The following is a 17,089-nucleotide window of genomic DNA, read 5'->3' as shown; positions in this document are numbered from 1 at the left end:
AACTTGGATGCTTTAGCTAAAATAAGCTAATTCAGACAAAAAAGCGAAATTGTATACTATTGAAAAAATATCTTTTTACAATTGTGAACTAAAACTTCGCTATATTCACCCAGGTTGATATAAATGTAATAAAATCTGTTTATATAGACTGTTAATAGAATGTAAATAACCCCACAAAGGCATATGCTTGCCCCTCATTATTTGTGGAAACCACAATTTGTGTGGAATATTTTCCCCGTCTTCATCGCAGCAATCGGCTAGAACCCTGCAAGGATTGTATTGGATTGATATTTGGATCATACTATGTCCCTAAATCTGGGGTCCTTGTTAACGCTATCTGGAGCTGCATAAAATTTTTGACCAATGAATAGAACCTTGCTTTTTGTCACCTCTTATCCGCCCCGTGAATGCGGGATTGCCACTTTTGCGCAAGATCTGGTGAATGCCATGCATAAGAGTTTCGCAGGCAAACTGAATATTGAAATATGTGCATTGGAAGAGTCAGGTAAACCTATGACCAGCAAACAAGCACCGGTGCTGTACTCCGTTAATCCATTTGATATTGATGATTGTATTGCTTTTGCCCAACGTATAAATGAGAATAATAAAATAGACCTGGTTTGTTTTGAGCATGAATTTGGGCTGTATGGCGGTGAGTACGGACATAACCTGTTAGCAATGTTGTCTTTGCTGGATAAGCCTTTTGTAGTTCGCTTTCATACGGTATTACCGTATCCGGATAACGCATGTACCAAAGTGGTTAGCCTGATCAGCGCACTGGCGGCCAAGGTAATAGTAATGACCGAATCTTCCGCGCAACTGCTGCGCAATGTATACCTGGTACCGGCAGAAAAGATCGTTCACATTCCTCATGGTACACATGCGCACATTGTGGAAGATGTAACAGTACTGAAGAAACAATATAACCTGGACGGGAAACTGGTCCTTACCACCTTTGGCTTACTCAGCGAAAACAAAGGAATGGAGGTAGGTATCAAGGCCATGAAGGATATCGTTAAAGAATATCCCGATGCCATCTACCTGATACTCGGAAAAACCCACCCGGTCATATTTTCACGGGAAGGAGAACGATATCGCGATTCTCTGGAACAATTGGTGAAAGAACTTGACCTGGAAAACAATGTAAGATTTGTTAATTCCTATCTTTCGCTGAAAACATTACTCGATTATTTATCACTCACAGATATATATCTTTTTACCTCCAAAGACCCGTATCAGGCGGTAAGCGGCACTTTCGTTTACGCCATGAGCGCAGGTTGCGCGGTCATCTCTACGGCCTTTGCACAGGCCCTGGAAATGCTGGAAGGCGGTGTCGGATGTCTGATCGACTTTAACAATCCTGATCAGCTGGCAACAGCAGCCCTGCGATTGCTGGGAGATCCTGCCCTGCGGCAGCACATGAGCCAGTCAGCTATAGAAAAAACACGCAGCTCCATCTGGGAAAATGTGGCCATAGCACATATGGCAGTGATCAATGAAGCATTGGTAGAAGACAAAATACTGCCTAACCTGCCGCCTCCCTATCTGGATCATATTGACCGTATGACAAATGAATTCGGGATGCTGCAGTTTTCAAAACATGATGTACCTGATCCTGATTTCGGCTATACACTGGATGATAACGCCCGTGCGCTCATTGCCGGATGCATGTACAGCAGCGAATTAAAGCCCAGTAGTTTTGTAAATTCATTATGCCGCAAATACATTGATTTTATCGGATACTGCCAAAAGGCTTCCGGTAAATTCCTGAACTATGTGAATATTGATGGTGGATTCAGTGAAATGAATGAAGAAGTGAACCTGGAAGACGCCAACGGTCGTGCTGTATGGGCTTTAGGGTATACGTTATATTCTCACAGGAGTCTGCCTTTTGACGCCGTACAGGATGCTTTATCCTTGTTCAGACCATGTTTACGCTGGATGGAATCATTAAGTTCCCCACGCGCTATTGCCTTTACAATAAAAGGCCTGTACTATTTCCTGCATTACCGGCAGGGTGGAGAAGCCGAGGAGATTTTACGCAAACTGGCAGCCAAATTGCATAATGCCTACATGGAAGAAGCCGATGACAACTGGCATTGGTATGAACCCTACCTGACCTATGGCAACGCCGTACTGCCTGAAGCCATGATGATGGCTTACCAGGTAACAGGCATAGAAGCATATCGCAAAATAGCAGAGGACAGTCTTGCTTTCCTTTGCAGTAAAACATTTACTGACAGTCACATGAAAGTGATCAGTAATAAAACCTGGTATCATAAAAATGCCCAGGAACACAAAGAAGATGGAGGAGAGCAATCTATAGAAGTTGCCTACACAATGTTAGCAATGAATACTTTTTATAACACTACAAAAAACCATTTGTATCTGGAAAAAATGCGTCTCGCATTCAGTTGGTATTTAGGCAATAATCATCTGAAACAACTGATCTATAACCCACTCACTTACGGCTGCTACGACGGTCTGGAAAAGAACAATGTAAACCAGAACCAGGGGGCCGAATCTACAGTGTGTTATCTTATCGCCCGACTTTTGATGGAACAATGGAATAAACACAAATATGTTACAAAGAAACAAGATAGCCTGGAGCCAGCAAGGCTCGGTTTCAACTGACGATATAATGAAAGGGCCCAGTATTCTCATAATAGATGACGAACCAGACATATGCAGATTATTGCAACTGACCCTCGTACGCCATGGATATACAGTTAAGTATGTTCATGCACTGGGCGAAGGAATGTTATATCTGCAAAAACAACAACCGGATTTACTTTTTTTAGATATCCATCTTCCCGATGGATCAGGATTGGAAGCATTGCCAACTATAAAAGAAAAATGCCCTACGTTGCCCGTAATTACTATCAGTGCTTACGATAATGCCATGGAAAAGCAAATCGCTTTAAAGGCAGGTGCTGCCTTTTTTCTGGCTAAACCTTTTAGCGTAAAACATGTTGACGAATTAATAGATAGTATTAAAAGCTAACAGGTCCCTATAGTTTGATAATTAGTAACTTTAGTTAGCTATTGTAGCTATTGCCAAATACCACATATTAAAGAAATATGAAAAATATTCTAATCATAGACGATGAAATAAATATATGTACGCTCCTGAGTAAATTCCTGAGCAAACATGGTTTTGGTGTAGATACCACAATGACAGGCGGTGCTGCACTGAAAATGATGAAAGAGAAAGCCTATGATCTGGTACTCTGTGATTACAGACTTAAAGATACAGACGGCGCTCAGCTATTGAAGGATATCCATCAGATTCATCCTTCCACCATTGTGATCATTATCACCGGGTATACAGATGTGCGGGTAGCTGTGGAAATGGTAAAGAATGGCGCTTATGATTATCTGTCCAAACCATTGTATCCTGATGAAATATTAAGCCTCGTACATAAAGCATTTGCACATAAAGAATCAGAACAGGAGCGCATGGCTGTACAGCCTGTAGATGCCGGCAGTGCACCCGAAGCAAGAGAAACATTGTTATCGCGTAATCAGAATGACAAGAATGATAAATATGTTTATGGCGAGAGTGAAGGTGCAAAAGAATTATCCCGTCAGATAAAACTGGTGGCACCAACTGATTACAGTGTGATTATTTTTGGTGAAACAGGAACCGGTAAAGAATCTGTGGCACATCTCACGCACCATCATAGTAAGCGGAATACACAACCCTTTGTGGCATTGGATTGTGGAAGTCTTTCAAAAGAACTCGCTGCCAGTGAATTATTTGGTCATGAGAAAGGATCTTTTACAGGTGCTATCAATACAAAGATTGGTGCATTTGAGCAAGCACAGGGTGGTACACTTTTCCTGGATGAAATATCAAATTTATCCTATGATACACAGGTAGCCATGCTCCGTGTGTTACAGGAAAAAGTAATTCGCAGAGTAGGTAGTTTAAAAGAAATTCCGATTGATGTACGCATCATTGTGGCATCGAATGAAAAGCTGTCTGAATCAGTGCAGCGTGGCAAATTCAGGGAAGATTTGTTTCACCGGTTAAATGAATTTACGATTTACATTCCACCATTGAGAGAACGCCGGGAAGACTTAACATTATTTACCGCTGCTTTTGTGCGCCAGGTAGAAAAAGAACTGGATAAATCCTGCGGAAAAATTTCTCCTGAAGTATGGGATTGTTTCCGGCAATATAACTGGCCTGGCAATATCCGTGAGCTGAAGAATGTGATCAGAAGGGCTTGTTTACTCACACCGGAAATGCAGGATATTACGATGAGTGCATTACCGCTGGAAATGAAGGAATCTTTTTTACAGACGCCCGAAGAAGTACATGTGTCAGGAGAACTGGCCATGATATCTAATGATAACGATCTTAAAACAGTGGCATTGCAGGCAGAGTATAACAAGATCATTAATGTGCTGAAAGAAGTAAAGTATAACAAAACCAAAGCAGCACAGGTGCTTAATATCGATCGCAAAACATTGTACAATAAGTTGCGGTTGCTGAATATAAATTATTAACCGTTACATGGCAGCGGGTAAAGCAATGGTAAACACGGTGCCTTTTCCCTGCTCGCTGTCCACATGTATTGTTCCTTTATGATTTAATAAAATATTTTGTGTGCTGGTTAATCCCAGTCCGGTGCCCTTTAATTTGCTGGTATAAAACGGATCAAATAACCGCGCTTGTTTCTCTTGTGGAATCCCCATCCCATTATCACCAATCTGCACCTGTGTTTTATCCATATTACGTGTAGTCGTAATAGTTAGTATTCCTTTACCCGGCGTCATGGCTTCAATAGCATTAATGATGATATTGAGAAATGCAATCACTACTTTTTCTTCATCTGCATTTACCATCACATCCGGCGAAGCCAGGTTCTTCTGTAAGCTGATTTCATTGAGTTGTAGCCGGTCCTGCGAAAGCTGCAGGGCTTTTTCTATGAGCTCATTAATACCATAAGTGGCCATATGCAGCTCTATCATACGGGTGCTGTGCAGTAGTTCAGTAATGAGCTGATTAATACGGGTACAATTGCGTTCAATGATATCAGTGTACAAGGCGGAGTCTTCATTGGCAACAACATCTTCTTCTTCCTTAAACTGGCTTACCGCCAGCAATATATTAGTGAGTGGATTTCTTACTTCATGTGCTATAACACGCGCGATGCGGCCGGTAATGACAAATTTTTCCTGGTGTTGTTTTTCCTGCTCCGCTCTTTTTTTATCAGTGATATCCTGTATTACACAAAGAAAGATTTGTGCGGCTTCATCAAGCGTTGCTGCATTGATAAGTACCACCATCTTTTTCCCTTCCTGCGTTTTAAACTCATACTCCTGCGTGCTGGTAATACCATTGTTGCAGATATTATCCAGAAACAGTTCGCTTTGTTCTATAGAAATGAAAAGATCCCGTAGGTGGAGTTTCAGCATTTCTTCCTTCGTATAATGGAGGGTTCTTAATGCAGCAGGATTGGCGTCTATGATGTTCCTATCGCAATCGGCCAATAAAATGAGGTCATGTGCTTTTTCAAAGATACCATAGTATTTTTTCTCACTTTCTTCAATGGTGCGGCGATGACTATATTCATCCAAAGCGTACCGGATGGATCTTTCCAGCAGGTCGGCGGTGATTTCCCCTTTTACCAGGTAGTCGTAAGCGCCTGCCTGCATGGCTTCGCGGTCAATGGCATAATCTCCTTTACCGGTAAGCATGATCACAGGGAGCTGGTATTGCATCTGTTGAATGCGATGCAGGATATCAATACCGGTATTGGGTCCCAGACGGTAGTCTACCAGGAAAACGTCATGGGTACTGCGTTCCAGGGCTTCTATCCCTTTTTGGTATGTAGGTGCCCAATCCAGCACATATTGTCCGGGTGATATATCGCGCAGCAATTCCGTTACAAGAAAGAAATCATCTTCGTCATCATCAATCATCAAAATGTGGATTGGGCGCTCGCTCATCGTTTATTATTGGAAGTTTGGCAATATCGGATAGGGACAATTCACAGCAATAAAAGTGCTAATCTTTTAATCAGGCTATATGGGTATCACTTTTATGTGATTGTTTTAATGGTAAGATGATCACAAACGTAGCGCCTTTACCCGGATAGCCATAGGCTTGTATATAGCCGTTATGACTATCTATAATTTTTTTGCAGATGGCCAGCCCTATACCCGTTCCAGAATATTCACTGATACCATGAAGTCGTTGGAAGATGAGGAAGATACGCTCTGCATAAGCTTGCTCAAAGCCAATACCATTGTCTTCCAGGCTGATGCGGCAAAATAAATCGTTCCAGCGGTTTTCTTTAACAACCCCTAATTCCTGACCTGTTAAGATCTGATGATGAATATTTATTTCCAGCGGCCGTTCAGGACTCGCAAATTTAATGGCATTAGCCAGCAGGTTCTGGAACAGTTGGTGGAAAGAGGTGTCGCTACCCTCTATAAGTGGCAATTGGTCATATTTTACCAGTACATTTTTTTCTTCCAGCGTTACTTCCAGGTCACTCAGTACTTCCTGCAGCAACCTGTTCATATCTACTTCCGTAACAATTTCCGGTGTAATACGACCCGCACGCGAAAAAATCAGCAGGTCGTTGATCAACACACGCATGCGCGATACCGCAGATACCATACGGTCTATCAGCTGTGTGGCATCAGGTGGCAGCTGTTCCTTGTATTTCATTTGCAGCCGGTCACTGAAGGTGGATATTTTTCGCAGTGGCTCCTGCAGGTCATGCGAAGCCACATAGGCAAACTGTTCTAGCTCCTGGTTGGTTTTATTCAATAAAGAAATATTCTGTTGCAGATCGCGTTGATAAGATTTCATCCTACTTTCTATATGTAGTTGCAACTTGAATTCACGCGTTAATGTTACGTAAGAATATATTCCAATCAGAATGGCTGCCAGTGAGGATATGAAGATCATGGGCACCCACATTACAGAGAAGAAATGAAATAGCTGATATTTCTCCTGAACCAGGTTTTCTTCAATACGTATCATGTCCCGCACTTTGCGGTCTATCATATCCATAGATCTCTCACCTTCCTTTACGGACGATTGTTGTTTATCCTCTGTGGATATTTGTCCGCCTACCTTCAATTGTTGGTATTTAATAGCAAGTAATTCCCGGAGGGTATCCAAATGCCTTTGTTGGCGCGGGTTATCAGCGGTGATCTTGCGTAGCAACAAATATTCTTTTTCAATGCTGTTGATCCTTTCCTGCATGCTGGGATTCAGGAAAGAACTATCTGTGGTGAGATTATATCCCCTGATGGCCGCTTCTGCTTCTTTCAACTGACGCGTAATAACTTCCAGTCTTTTCGATACTTCTATAGCATGGTTGAGTCTGCCGGCATTATCCAGCAAATTTTTAGCTACCAGGTAAGAGAATATAGAAGCCGCTACGATAACCGTAAAAGCGATGAAAAAACCAATACGTATTTTTTTGTGTACTGAAAAATGCATTTGAATTCAAGCGAATGTGAGAAAGCATTTCAATATACTATTAATGTCTCAATTTCCCGGAAAAAACGCTGATTTTTTGCCGGGAGGGCTGTCTGAGCAACATATTCCACAGAATGATATTTAATTCTACAGGCGTTGCGAACACTACAGCAGATGCCTTTTTGCTAACGCAGTACCACGATGGAAGTGCGCCCAAATGCATTGGTGTAAAGTGTTTGGGCACGTTATGTGTTGTTTTATCTTTAAGGTGATCAGTCATTGGAATGAACTTTGACTTTTATGATTACTTTTTACCAATTAAAATTGTGAGTTATGAGTAACCCGGATAAAAATAAAGAACCTATTCCCGAACCATCACCCCCGGATAAACAACAGCCAGGCAGAGAAGATCCAATACCGGTACAACCACCGCCAGATAAGCCGGAGATTGAACCAATACCAGATGTGCCGGAAAGGGATGTTCCCAGAAAGCCCGCAGATCCACAGGCAAACCCAGGAAATGAGCAGGCTTTTAAAAGACAATATCCTGCGCAGAAATAGTACTTCAATTTATTTTTTAACCTGAAAAAATTAAGTACAATGCCTACTTCCAAAACAGCCGCTCATGGCGTAGCAAGAAGAACCTCCGAAGTGTCTGAGTTTAAATTTCATGAATTATTTATGGAAGAATTGAAGGACATCTTTTGGGCAGAAAAGAATCTTGTTAAAGCACTGCATAAAATGCAAAAAGCGGCTACCTCAGAAGAGTTAATTACCCGCCTTGAAAACCATCTGGAAGAAACAAAAGGGCATGTGTTGAGACTGGAGGAAATATTTAAAATGCTTGGTAAGAAGCCACAGACAAAGAAATGCGAAGCCATGGAAGGCTTGCTGGCAGAAAGCCAGCGAATAGTGGCGGATACAGCGGACGACAGTGCAGTAAGAGATGCCGGCATTATCATTGCCACCCAGAAGATAGAACACTACGAAATAGCTGCCTACGGTAGTTTACGTTCGCTGGCCAGTGTAATGGGATATATGGGTATAGCAGAAATACTGGAGCAAACCTTACTGGAAGAAAAAATTGCTGACAGCCATCTTACAGAAGTAGCTGATTCTACTGTTAACGAGGAGGCTGCAGCTGAATAGGAATACAAACGTTTGTATAATTGTTAATTGGAAACTGTAAGGCCCCTGCATTTGCAGGGGCCTATTAAAATCTGAGAACTAATTCCTATAAAGAATTTACCCGAATAATAACTGATCTTCTCTATCCTCTACTTTTATCTTTTGAATAAACTCATTGTATCCTGCTTCTTCATGTGTGCTGTAGGCGCCGTAAGCGTCCAGTACATAGCCCTTATGCCCTTCCACGTCTTCCATTACATAAAGAATAGATGAGTCGGATGGATCTGATTCGCCTTCAAAGCGATAGGTTTTAATGATGGTCAGATCTTCCGGATTATAGATTTTTTGCACATCGGAATTTTGCATTCTGCCATGATCACTCATCTTTAGTTCATGATCAAAGCCTTTCTCATGCAGCTTTTCCAGTATGCGCGTCAGCGTCGTCATTTCACCACCTGGCTTTTCCATAAAAAAAGGGTTTTAGTTGAATGCCTAAAACCAAAATTTATGCCGCGATGTTGTATTAGAAAGATACACTGGTACCATTTGTGTTAACATTTACATAATACCAAAACTATCATACCATGAGAGCAATATGGTCAGGATCAATAGGCTTTGGACTGGTAAATATACCAGTGAAATTATACAGCGCCACACAGGATAGCCACCTGGATCTGGATATGCTGGATAGTAAAAATATGGCACATATAAAGTATCTGCGCGTAAATGAAAATACCGGTAAAGAAGTGCCATGGGAGCAGATTGTAAAAGGCTATCTGTATAAAGATGAATATGTTGTGCTGGAAGAAGAAGACTTTGAAGCCGCCAGTCCCAAGAAAAATAAGATGATAGAAATAGAATCTTTTGTGGAAGAAACAGAAATCGATGATATCTATTTCGAATCACCGTACTTCCTTGAACCTGCCAAAGGTGGTGAAAAAGCATATGCCTTGTTGCTGCAAACCCTTGAAAAGACCGGTAAAGCCGGACTTAGCCGTTTTGTATTGCGTTCACAGGAACACTTGTCTGTTATAAGACCGCGGGAAAATTATCTGCTACTGCAGCAATTACGTTTTGAAGAAGAAATCCGCTCACCCAAAGAATTAACACTACCCACTCATGTAAAACTGGAGAAGAAAGAGCTGGATATGGCGATGGCATTGGTGAAACAATACTCCGCAAAATTTGATATCAGCCAGTATAAAGATGAATATAAAGCAGAACTGTTAAAAATAGTGAAAGCCAAAGCCAGTGGTAAGAAAACAGTGGTGAAAAAAATGCGCGTAGTTCACACACAAAGTGATAACCTGTTTGATCAGCTGAAAGCAAGTTTAGCCAAACCAGATAAAAAACGCGCATCATGAGTTTATCAAAGTATAAACAGAAGAGGAATTTTACTGATACCACGGAACCCACTGCCGGCAAAGCGGCAAAGGGTAAACATATATTTGTAGTACAGCGTCATCATGCTTCCCGTTTGCATTATGATTTCCGCCTGGAGGTAGCTGGTGTGCTCAAAAGCTGGGCAGTACCTAAAGGCCCTTCCATGAATCCGACTGATAAAAGACTGGCCATGGAAGTAGAAGATCATCCTTATGATTACAAAGATTTTGAAGGCAAAATTCCAGCGGGTAATTATGGCGCCGGCACTGTGTACATATGGGATAAAGGCACGTATGAACTGCTAAATCACGATGGTAGCAGCTTTGATAAAGATGCGCTGAAAGAAATAAAATCAGGTGACCTGAAGATTGTCATGAAGGGAAAGAAATTGAAAGGTGAATTTGCATTAGTGAAGATGAAAGGGGCAAAAAAAAATGCATGGCTGTTGATAAAACACAAAGATAAATATGCAGTAGATGAATATAACAGTGAAGACTATACGCCGGAAAGAATAAAAGCACAGGGAATAAAAGAAAAAGCCACTGCCAGGTTGGTAGCAAAAAAAAAATCAGTCATCCGTATTCCCACAGTAGTGAAGGAATCTACTGCCCGTAAAGCGCCTGCCATAGCCCGGGTGGAGAAGATTAAGAAGGTGTACAAACCCATGCTGACAACACTTATTACTGAGCCATTTGATGGTGCCGACTGGTTGTTTGAAACCAAATGGGATGGCTATCGTGCTATTGCCAGTGTGGAAAAAAATAAAGTGTTGCTGTATTCCAGGAATGAAAAATCTTTTAATAAAGATTATCCACCGGTAGTGGCTGCTGTGGAGAAAATTTCGCACAATGTGGTACTGGATGGAGAAATTATTGTACTTAATAAAAATGGTAAATCTGATTTTCAATCGCTTCAAAATTATAAAACAACAGGTGAAGGAAAGCTGATATACGCAGTGTTTGATCTGTTGCATCTTAATGGTAATGAATTGCAGCAGCTGACCCTATTGGAGCGTAAGAGCCTGTTAAAAGATGTAGTGGATCAGCTGGGTGATAAAACGGTGCAGTATTCTACGCACGTGCTTAAAAACGGGAAAGCTTTTTTTAAGAAAGCACAGCAACAGGAATGGGAAGGAATTATTGCCAAGAAAAGCGATAGCATATATGAAGAAGGACAACGCGGTATGTCCTGGCTGAAAATAAAAATTGTTAACGAACAGGAAGCGCTGATATGCGGTTATACGGCCCCCCGCGGCAGCAGGAAGAAAATAGGGGCATTGGTATTAGGGATGTATGAAGATAAAAAACTGAAATATATCGGGCATTGTGGTGGCGGCTTTAATGAAGCTACCATCGGCGATTTATATGAGCGTCTGCAGGAACTCAAAACAAAAGTGACTCCCTTTGAGGAAAAGGTTAAAACCAATATGCCGGTCACCTGGGTAAAACCTGTGCTGGTATGCGAAGTGAAATTTTCGGAATGGACAGGCGACGGATATCTGCGGCAGCCCATATTCCTGGGTCTCCGGGAAGATAAACCAGCAAGGGATGTACATCCTGAAACTGCAAAAAATGTAACCATGACAACTACTATTGAAAAAGAACGCACACTTACATTGAACAGCAAAAAAGTAACATTGACTAACCAGTCTAAAATTTACTGGCCGGAGGAGAAAATATCCAAAGGTCAGTTGATCGATTATTATCTCTCCATCGCAAAATATTTATTGCCTCATTTAAAAGACCGGCCCTTATCCTTACACCGCTTTCCTAATGGCATCAACAGTCCTGCTTTTTATCAGAAAGATTTGAACCGGGAACAAACACCTGCCTGGATTAAAAGTGTACCATTACACTCCGGATCTGCCGGGAAGGACGTGGACTACCTGGTATGTAATAACGAAGCTACCCTGGCATATATGATCAACTTGGGTTGTATAGAGATCAACCCTTGGCTGTCGAGGCTCCGGAGCCTCGATGCCCCCGATTTTATTGTGTTGGACCTTGACCCTGAAAACATCGACTTTAAGTATGTGGTAGAAACAGCACAGCATATTAAGGCCCTGCTGGATAGTTTTAAGATCAACAGTTATTGTAAGACTTCCGGCGCGACAGGCTTGCATATTTATATCCCCACAGGAGCGCAGTACAGTTATGATACCAGCCGTTTATTTGCAGCATATATTGCACACCAGGTAAACCTGGAGTTGCCTGAAACCACCAGCGTGATCAGGGCAAAAGCAGCGAGGAACAAAAAAGTATACATTGATTTTTTACAGAACAGCCGGGGGCAAACCGTTGCATCGCCTTATTCAGTAAGGCCCAGGCCAGGAGTTACGGTGTCTATGCCGCTATTATGGAAGGAAGTAAATGAAAAGCTCAGTATCGGGGACTTTCATATTTTCAATTCACTGGAACGGATAAACGAAGTGGGCGACTTATGGCAGGATGTGCTGAGTGCAAAGAATGATTTGCGTAAAGTAATCCGGGAAATAGAAAACAACGCGGCAAAGTAATTATCTCCACAAAAAAACAACTACTGCAAAAGGAGGCATAGGAACTATTATCTTTGCAGGGTTATGTCTAAAGGCCACATTTTAATCATTGATGATGAGGACCAGTTACGGAAGCTTTTAAGCCGCCTGCTGGCCCTCGAAGGATATACTATGCATGAAGCGCCCAATGTGCGTGCAGCTATGAAGGTCCTGGAAAAGGAAGAAATCCGTGTGATTCTTTCAGATGTGAAACTCCCGGATGGGAACGGAGTGGAACTCGTGCAGCATATACGCGCCAGGCATCCCGAAATTGAAGTGATTGTGCTTACGGCTTACGGTAACATCGCCGATGGCGTACAGGCCATTAAGAACGGTGCATTTGATTATATCACCAAAGGAGATGACAACAACCGCATCTTACCACTGGTGAGTAAGGCCATGGATAAAGCGATCCTGCAATTCCGTATCCGTGAGCTGGAAAAAAAGATCAGCGGCAAATATAATTTTGAGAACATATTGGGTGATTCCGCCGAAATAAAGGCTGCCGTTGCATTGGCGGAAAAGGTAGCACCGGCAGATATAACAGTGCTATTGCTGGGAGAAACCGGTTCGGGCAAGGAAGTATTTGCCCATGCAATTCACCAGGGTAGTAGTCGCCGGCAACAACCCTTTGTGGCAGTGAATTGCAGCGCATTCGGAAAAGAAATATTGGAAAGTGAATTGTTTGGTCATGTAACCGGCGCTTTTACCGGCGCTGTAAAAGATAAAAAGGGATTTTTTGAAGAAGCCCGCGGCGGCACTATCTTCCTCGATGAAATCGGGGAAATGGCCATAGAGCTGCAAGCCAAGATGCTGCGGGTACTGGAAACACAGGAGTTTTACAAAGTAGGAGAATCAAAACCTACTAAAACAGATGTACGCATTATTGCGGCCACCAACCGCAACCTGGAACAGGAAATTGCCGCAGGTCATTTCCGGGCAGACCTGTTTTACCGTTTGTCTGCTTTCCAGATTTCCCTGCCTTCTTTAAATGAGCGCCGCAAAGATATTCCGGTACTGGCGGCCTGGTTCCTGCAACAGGTGGCACCTAAAATGAATAAGCGCATCACCGGCATGACACCTGCCTTTCTGCAGGCTTTACAGCAGCATAGCTGGAAGGGTAATATACGTGAGCTGCGCAATGTAATAGAACGTGCTGTTATTATAACGGACACGGATATACTGGATATACCTACGCTGCCTTTCGATTTCCAACAGGGCCATGCGGACGAGCATACTACCATGCGCCTGGCAGATATGGAAAGAAAACATATCATCCGGATACTGGCACACGCCAAAGGCAACAAAACCAAAGCAGCAGAGCTGATGGATATCGGGTTGACCACACTTTACAATAAAATAAAAGAATATAATATCACCGCTTTATAACAACCAGCCTAATAACAGGCAAGCCAGTACGATAAAAGGAGAAGGCAATTTTGTAAAATAGAGCAATGCCAGCGTACTGGCCATGATCAACAGGTTATACCAGTTGATAGGAATTACAGAGAAGAGAATAAAGGTGGCTGCCCACATGATGCCCACTACTACCGCATTAATCCCTTCCAATGCACGGTAAATAACCACATATTTCTTCAGGTTATTCCAGATAGGAAAGAAAAATAAAACCAATAACAGGCTAGGCAGGAAAATGGCCACCGGGGCAAGTATACAGCCCAGGAACTGATAACCCATTCCCAGGTTGCGCATAGCCATACCACCTACATAAGCGGAAATAGAAAACGTAGGACCGGGGAGAGCCCGCATAATACCAGCACCTGTCAGCAATTCTTGGGCAGACAGGAACTGCGTTTTCGCACGTGTTACATACTGCTCCAGCATCATTGCGATTAATATATCACCGCCGCCAAATACCAGGCTGCCGAAACGATAAAAGTTTTCAAAAAGGTTAAAGGGTCTCCTGGTAATCCATTGATGTGAACGCGCCAGCTCAGAAAAAATTCCTGCCAGTATAAACAGCGATACAAACAACCAGATATTCCCCCATTGTATCTTTCTTGGCTTTTCTGCAACACCGGGAATACGTTTATTACTAAAGTTGGATACAATACCACCTAATATGATCAGGGCAGGGAAGGTCCATGGTGATTTGAGGTAAAAAGCAGTAAACATAGACACCACCATAATCACGAAAGTGGCCACATTGTTAATGCTGATACGGAAAGCTTTAATACCGCCATAAGCGAGAAATCCTACCGCCATTGGCTGTACATATTTGAAGATATCTGTTTGTAAAGCAGTTTTCCCAAAATATTGCAGCAAAAAGCTGAGAGAGCCCATCATTAAACAGGCGGGTGTGATCCAGATAAGGAGCGTTACAATGGCCAGCATTACGCCGCCTCGTTTATAACCAATAAGGGTAAGGGTTTGGGATGAAGAGGCACCTGGTAGTAGTTGGCAGAATGCATTGTATTCCATCAATTCCTGCTCCGTTACATCCTTGCGTTGCTGCACAAATGTTTTCATCATCATAGCAAGATGGCCTTGCGGACCACCGTAGGCAGTGATGCTATGTAATAGCACAGCTTTTAAAAAGGGAAGATGACGTAGAAACACAGTTTATTTAAGTGAATTCCGCTTGGACGAGTTTATAAGGTAATCAAATAATAGGACAAAATACAACCCTGTTACTAATATTGGTAATTACGACCGGAATAAAGGCACAATACTTGTAATATCGGTGACAGTTATAACGAATATGGCCTTTTGTCCGTTGTGATTAGCTTGTTGCTATTAGTAAAACCCACCGGCATGAAAGAGTGTTCGGATGTAAAGAGTAACCATATGTGGAAACCATTAAAGAAATAAACTTGCCTTACGTGCAGGATAAATGTAAAGTCCCGGAAACATTATAGTTTACCGGGACTTCTTATTAATAGCTTTATTTTTTTAATCCTATTTCGCGTAAGCGCTCATCCAGGTATTCGCCTGCAGTTATTGGCTCATAAGCCAGTGGATTCTCTGCTGTAACACAGCTGTCCAGGCAATCAAGTTTCATCACTGATTTAGGATGCAGGAAAAAAGGAATGGAGTAGCGGGAAGTATTCCACATTTCACGTGGAGGATTTACTACACGATGGGTAGTAGATTTCAGGCGGTTGTTGGTTAACCGTTGCAGCATATCACCCACGTTTACCACAATTTGTTCCGGCAATGACGTTACAGGAACCCAGTTATCTTGTTTATCCAGGATCTGTAAACCATCAGCAGAAGCACCTACCAGTAATGTGATCAGGTTGATGTCTTCGTGCTGTTCCGCTCTGATAGCCGATTTAGGCTCCTGTGTAATAGGAGGGTAGTGAATAGCTCTCAGGATGGAATTACCGTTATGTATTTTGTTATCAAAGTAGTTTTCGTCTAAACCCAAAAACAGGGCAATAGCCTGCAGGAGGTACTTACCGGACTTTTCAAAACCACGGTAGGCCTGGAAGAAGGTAGGTGTAAATACCGGTACTTCGTCTACCTGCACATTGGCCGGATATTCGGAGCTGATAGGATCATTGTCTTCTACCGTTTGTCCGAATTGAAAAAATTCTTTCAGATCCGGTGCTTCATAACCTTTAGCGTGTTCTTTACCAAATGAGGTATAACCGCGCTGTCCGGCCAGTTCCGGAATTTCATATTTATGCTTGGTGTCAAAAGGAAGCTTAAAGAATTGTTGTACATACTTGTAGAGGTCTGCAATCAGCTCATCAGGAATCCCATGATTCTTTACTGCTACGAAACCAACTTCTTCATAAGCTTTGCCCAATTGCTGTACAAAGGCTGCTTTGCGTCCGGCATCTCCAGAGGTGAAGTCTGCCAGATCCACTGAGGGGATTGAGTGGGTTGTTGCCATATCTAAAATTATTGTTTTGGAGCGATAAAGGTAGGGAAAAATAGCTTTTGGTAGTCAGCTAAAAGCTATCTGAAATATGTTTCTTCTTCCTTTGTGATATCCACTATTGCATACCGGTCTACCTTATTGATCAGCATCTCATCCATAATATCCACTACATTCTTATAATTAGCTTTTTTATCTGCCTTAATTAAAATCATAAGATCGTTTTTGTTGAATGCGTGGTATACTGCTTCTTTTTTACTGATGATGATATCGCGTATGCCTTTTTGATTGGCAAAGCTGGTATAGTTGATCTGTGGCGGTATAGCCGGGTTGTTACCAATACCCTCGTACCAGGCAATACGATTGTTAGGACCCAGTATTACCGTCAGCGCTTTCTTAGCGGGTAATGACATGGAATCTCCTTCATCTTTTGGCATAAAGAGATCCATTGTCTTGGGCCAGGTCATGGTGGTGGTCAACATAAAAAAGGTGATCAGTAAAAAGCCAAGATCCACCATAGGTGTCATATCTACACGTGTAGATTTTTTAGTACTACGGGCGCCTTGTCCGCTGCTCTGGGAGGCGGTATTTATTTCAGCCATAAATAACGGTTTAGTATAAACGAAAATGGTTGAAAGCGCTTTCAGATAGTAAGATGTAGAAGAGAAGGGATTCCATAAAACTGTCTTTCACAGGATTAGGCTGATTATACTGATTACCCTGATTTTATTTTTTTGATTATAAAAAGATT

General features: G+C 42.2%; 14 protein-coding genes. 8 read left to right on the top strand and 6 right to left on the bottom strand.

Annotated features, from left to right (window positions below; all coding sequences use genetic code 11):
• The first annotated feature begins 363 nt into the window (after positions 1 to 363).
• The 3 genes from CLV51_RS01925 to CLV51_RS01915 all read left to right on the top strand — a co-directional run bounded on the left by CLV51_RS01925 (position 364) and on the right by CLV51_RS01915 (position 4,515).
• Positions 364 to 2,634, top strand: a complete 2,271-nt coding sequence (locus CLV51_RS01925; RefSeq protein ID WP_106526324.1) for a glycosyltransferase — start codon at positions 364 to 366, stop codon at positions 2,632 to 2,634.
• Positions 2,582 to 3,004 (top strand): response regulator, encoded by a 423-nt coding sequence (locus CLV51_RS01920; protein ID WP_106526323.1) that lies wholly within the window; start codon positions 2,582 to 2,584, stop codon positions 3,002 to 3,004. Before CLV51_RS01925 ends, CLV51_RS01920 begins: the two co-directional genes overlap by 53 nt.
• Before the next feature lie 77 nt (positions 3,005 to 3,081).
• Positions 3,082 to 4,515 carry a sigma-54-dependent transcriptional regulator gene (locus tag CLV51_RS01915; protein ID WP_106526322.1) on the top strand — a complete coding sequence of 478 codons (1,434 nt, stop codon included), beginning with the start codon at positions 3,082 to 3,084 and terminating at the stop codon, positions 4,513 to 4,515.
• 3 nt (positions 4,516 to 4,518) lie between these two features.
• Here CLV51_RS01915 and CLV51_RS01910 read toward each other — a convergent pair whose 3' ends face one another.
• Together CLV51_RS01910 and CLV51_RS01905 are read right to left on the bottom strand one after the other, a co-directional pair.
• Positions 4,519 to 5,934: a hybrid sensor histidine kinase/response regulator gene (locus CLV51_RS01910; RefSeq protein ID WP_158266909.1), complete on the bottom strand. Its 1,416-nt coding sequence runs from the start codon at positions 5,932 to 5,934 to the stop codon at positions 4,519 to 4,521.
• A 97-nt stretch (positions 5,935 to 6,031) separates the two neighbouring features.
• A complete protein-coding gene (locus tag CLV51_RS01905) occupies positions 6,032 to 7,471 on the bottom strand; it encodes a sensor histidine kinase (protein ID WP_106526320.1) in 1,440 nt (479 codons plus the stop codon).
• 312 nt (positions 7,472 to 7,783) lie between these two features.
• Here CLV51_RS01905 and CLV51_RS01895 point away from each other — a divergent pair, with 312 nt between their 5' ends.
• Positions 7,784 to 8,011, top strand: a complete 228-nt coding sequence (locus CLV51_RS01895; protein WP_106526318.1) for a hypothetical protein — start codon at positions 7,784 to 7,786, stop codon at positions 8,009 to 8,011.
• Between the two features lie 39 nt (positions 8,012 to 8,050).
• Positions 8,051 to 8,599: a YciE/YciF ferroxidase family protein gene (locus tag CLV51_RS01890; RefSeq protein ID WP_106526317.1), complete on the top strand. Its 549-nt coding sequence runs from the start codon at positions 8,051 to 8,053 to the stop codon at positions 8,597 to 8,599.
• A gap of 96 nt (positions 8,600 to 8,695) precedes the next feature.
• Here the strand turns inward: CLV51_RS01890 and CLV51_RS01885 are convergent, their stop codons facing one another.
• The gene (locus CLV51_RS01885) at positions 8,696 to 9,046 is read right to left on the bottom strand and encodes a hypothetical protein (protein WP_106526316.1); all 351 of its coding nucleotides are present in this window, start codon (positions 9,044 to 9,046) and stop codon (positions 8,696 to 8,698) included.
• A 116-nt stretch (positions 9,047 to 9,162) separates the two neighbouring features.
• Between CLV51_RS01885 and ku the strand changes: the two genes are divergently transcribed.
• The 3 genes from ku (at position 9,163) to CLV51_RS01870 (ending at position 13,883) form a co-directional block, all read left to right on the top strand.
• Positions 9,163 to 9,942: a non-homologous end joining protein Ku gene (ku, locus tag CLV51_RS01880; RefSeq protein WP_106526315.1), complete on the top strand. Its 780-nt coding sequence runs from the start codon at positions 9,163 to 9,165 to the stop codon at positions 9,940 to 9,942.
• Complete coding sequence (gene ligD, locus CLV51_RS01875) at positions 9,939 to 12,476, top strand: DNA ligase D (protein WP_106526314.1); 2,538 nt, start codon at positions 9,939 to 9,941, stop codon at positions 12,474 to 12,476. Before ku ends, ligD begins: the two co-directional genes overlap by 4 nt.
• A gap of 63 nt (positions 12,477 to 12,539) precedes the next feature.
• A complete protein-coding gene (locus CLV51_RS01870; protein ID WP_106526313.1) occupies positions 12,540 to 13,883 on the top strand; it encodes a sigma-54-dependent transcriptional regulator in 1,344 nt (447 codons plus the stop codon).
• On the opposite strand, the gene chrA is transcribed toward CLV51_RS01870, so the two are convergent.
• The 3 genes from chrA to CLV51_RS01855 form a co-directional block, all read right to left on the bottom strand.
• Entirely contained in the window at positions 13,878 to 15,038 is a 1,161-nt protein-coding gene (gene chrA, locus CLV51_RS01865; protein ID WP_245898597.1) for a chromate efflux transporter, read from the bottom strand. The two genes, CLV51_RS01870 and chrA, sit on opposite strands and share 6 nt — an antisense overlap.
• A 358-nt stretch (positions 15,039 to 15,396) precedes the next feature.
• Entirely contained in the window at positions 15,397 to 16,353 is a 957-nt protein-coding gene (locus CLV51_RS01860; protein WP_106526311.1) for an isopenicillin N synthase family dioxygenase, read from the bottom strand.
• A 65-nt stretch (positions 16,354 to 16,418) separates the two neighbouring features.
• Complete coding sequence (locus CLV51_RS01855) at positions 16,419 to 16,940, bottom strand: ExbD/TolR family protein (protein ID WP_106526310.1); 522 nt, start codon at positions 16,938 to 16,940, stop codon at positions 16,419 to 16,421.
• Positions 16,941 to 17,089: the final 149 nt, after the last annotated feature.

The sequence above is a fragment of the Chitinophaga niastensis genome, from assembly GCF_003014755.1.
Taxonomy (GTDB): Bacteria; Bacteroidota; Bacteroidia; order Chitinophagales; family Chitinophagaceae; genus Chitinophaga; species Chitinophaga niastensis.
Note: the sequence above shows the minus strand (reverse complement) of the source record. Positions and strands in the feature narration are given on the sequence as shown.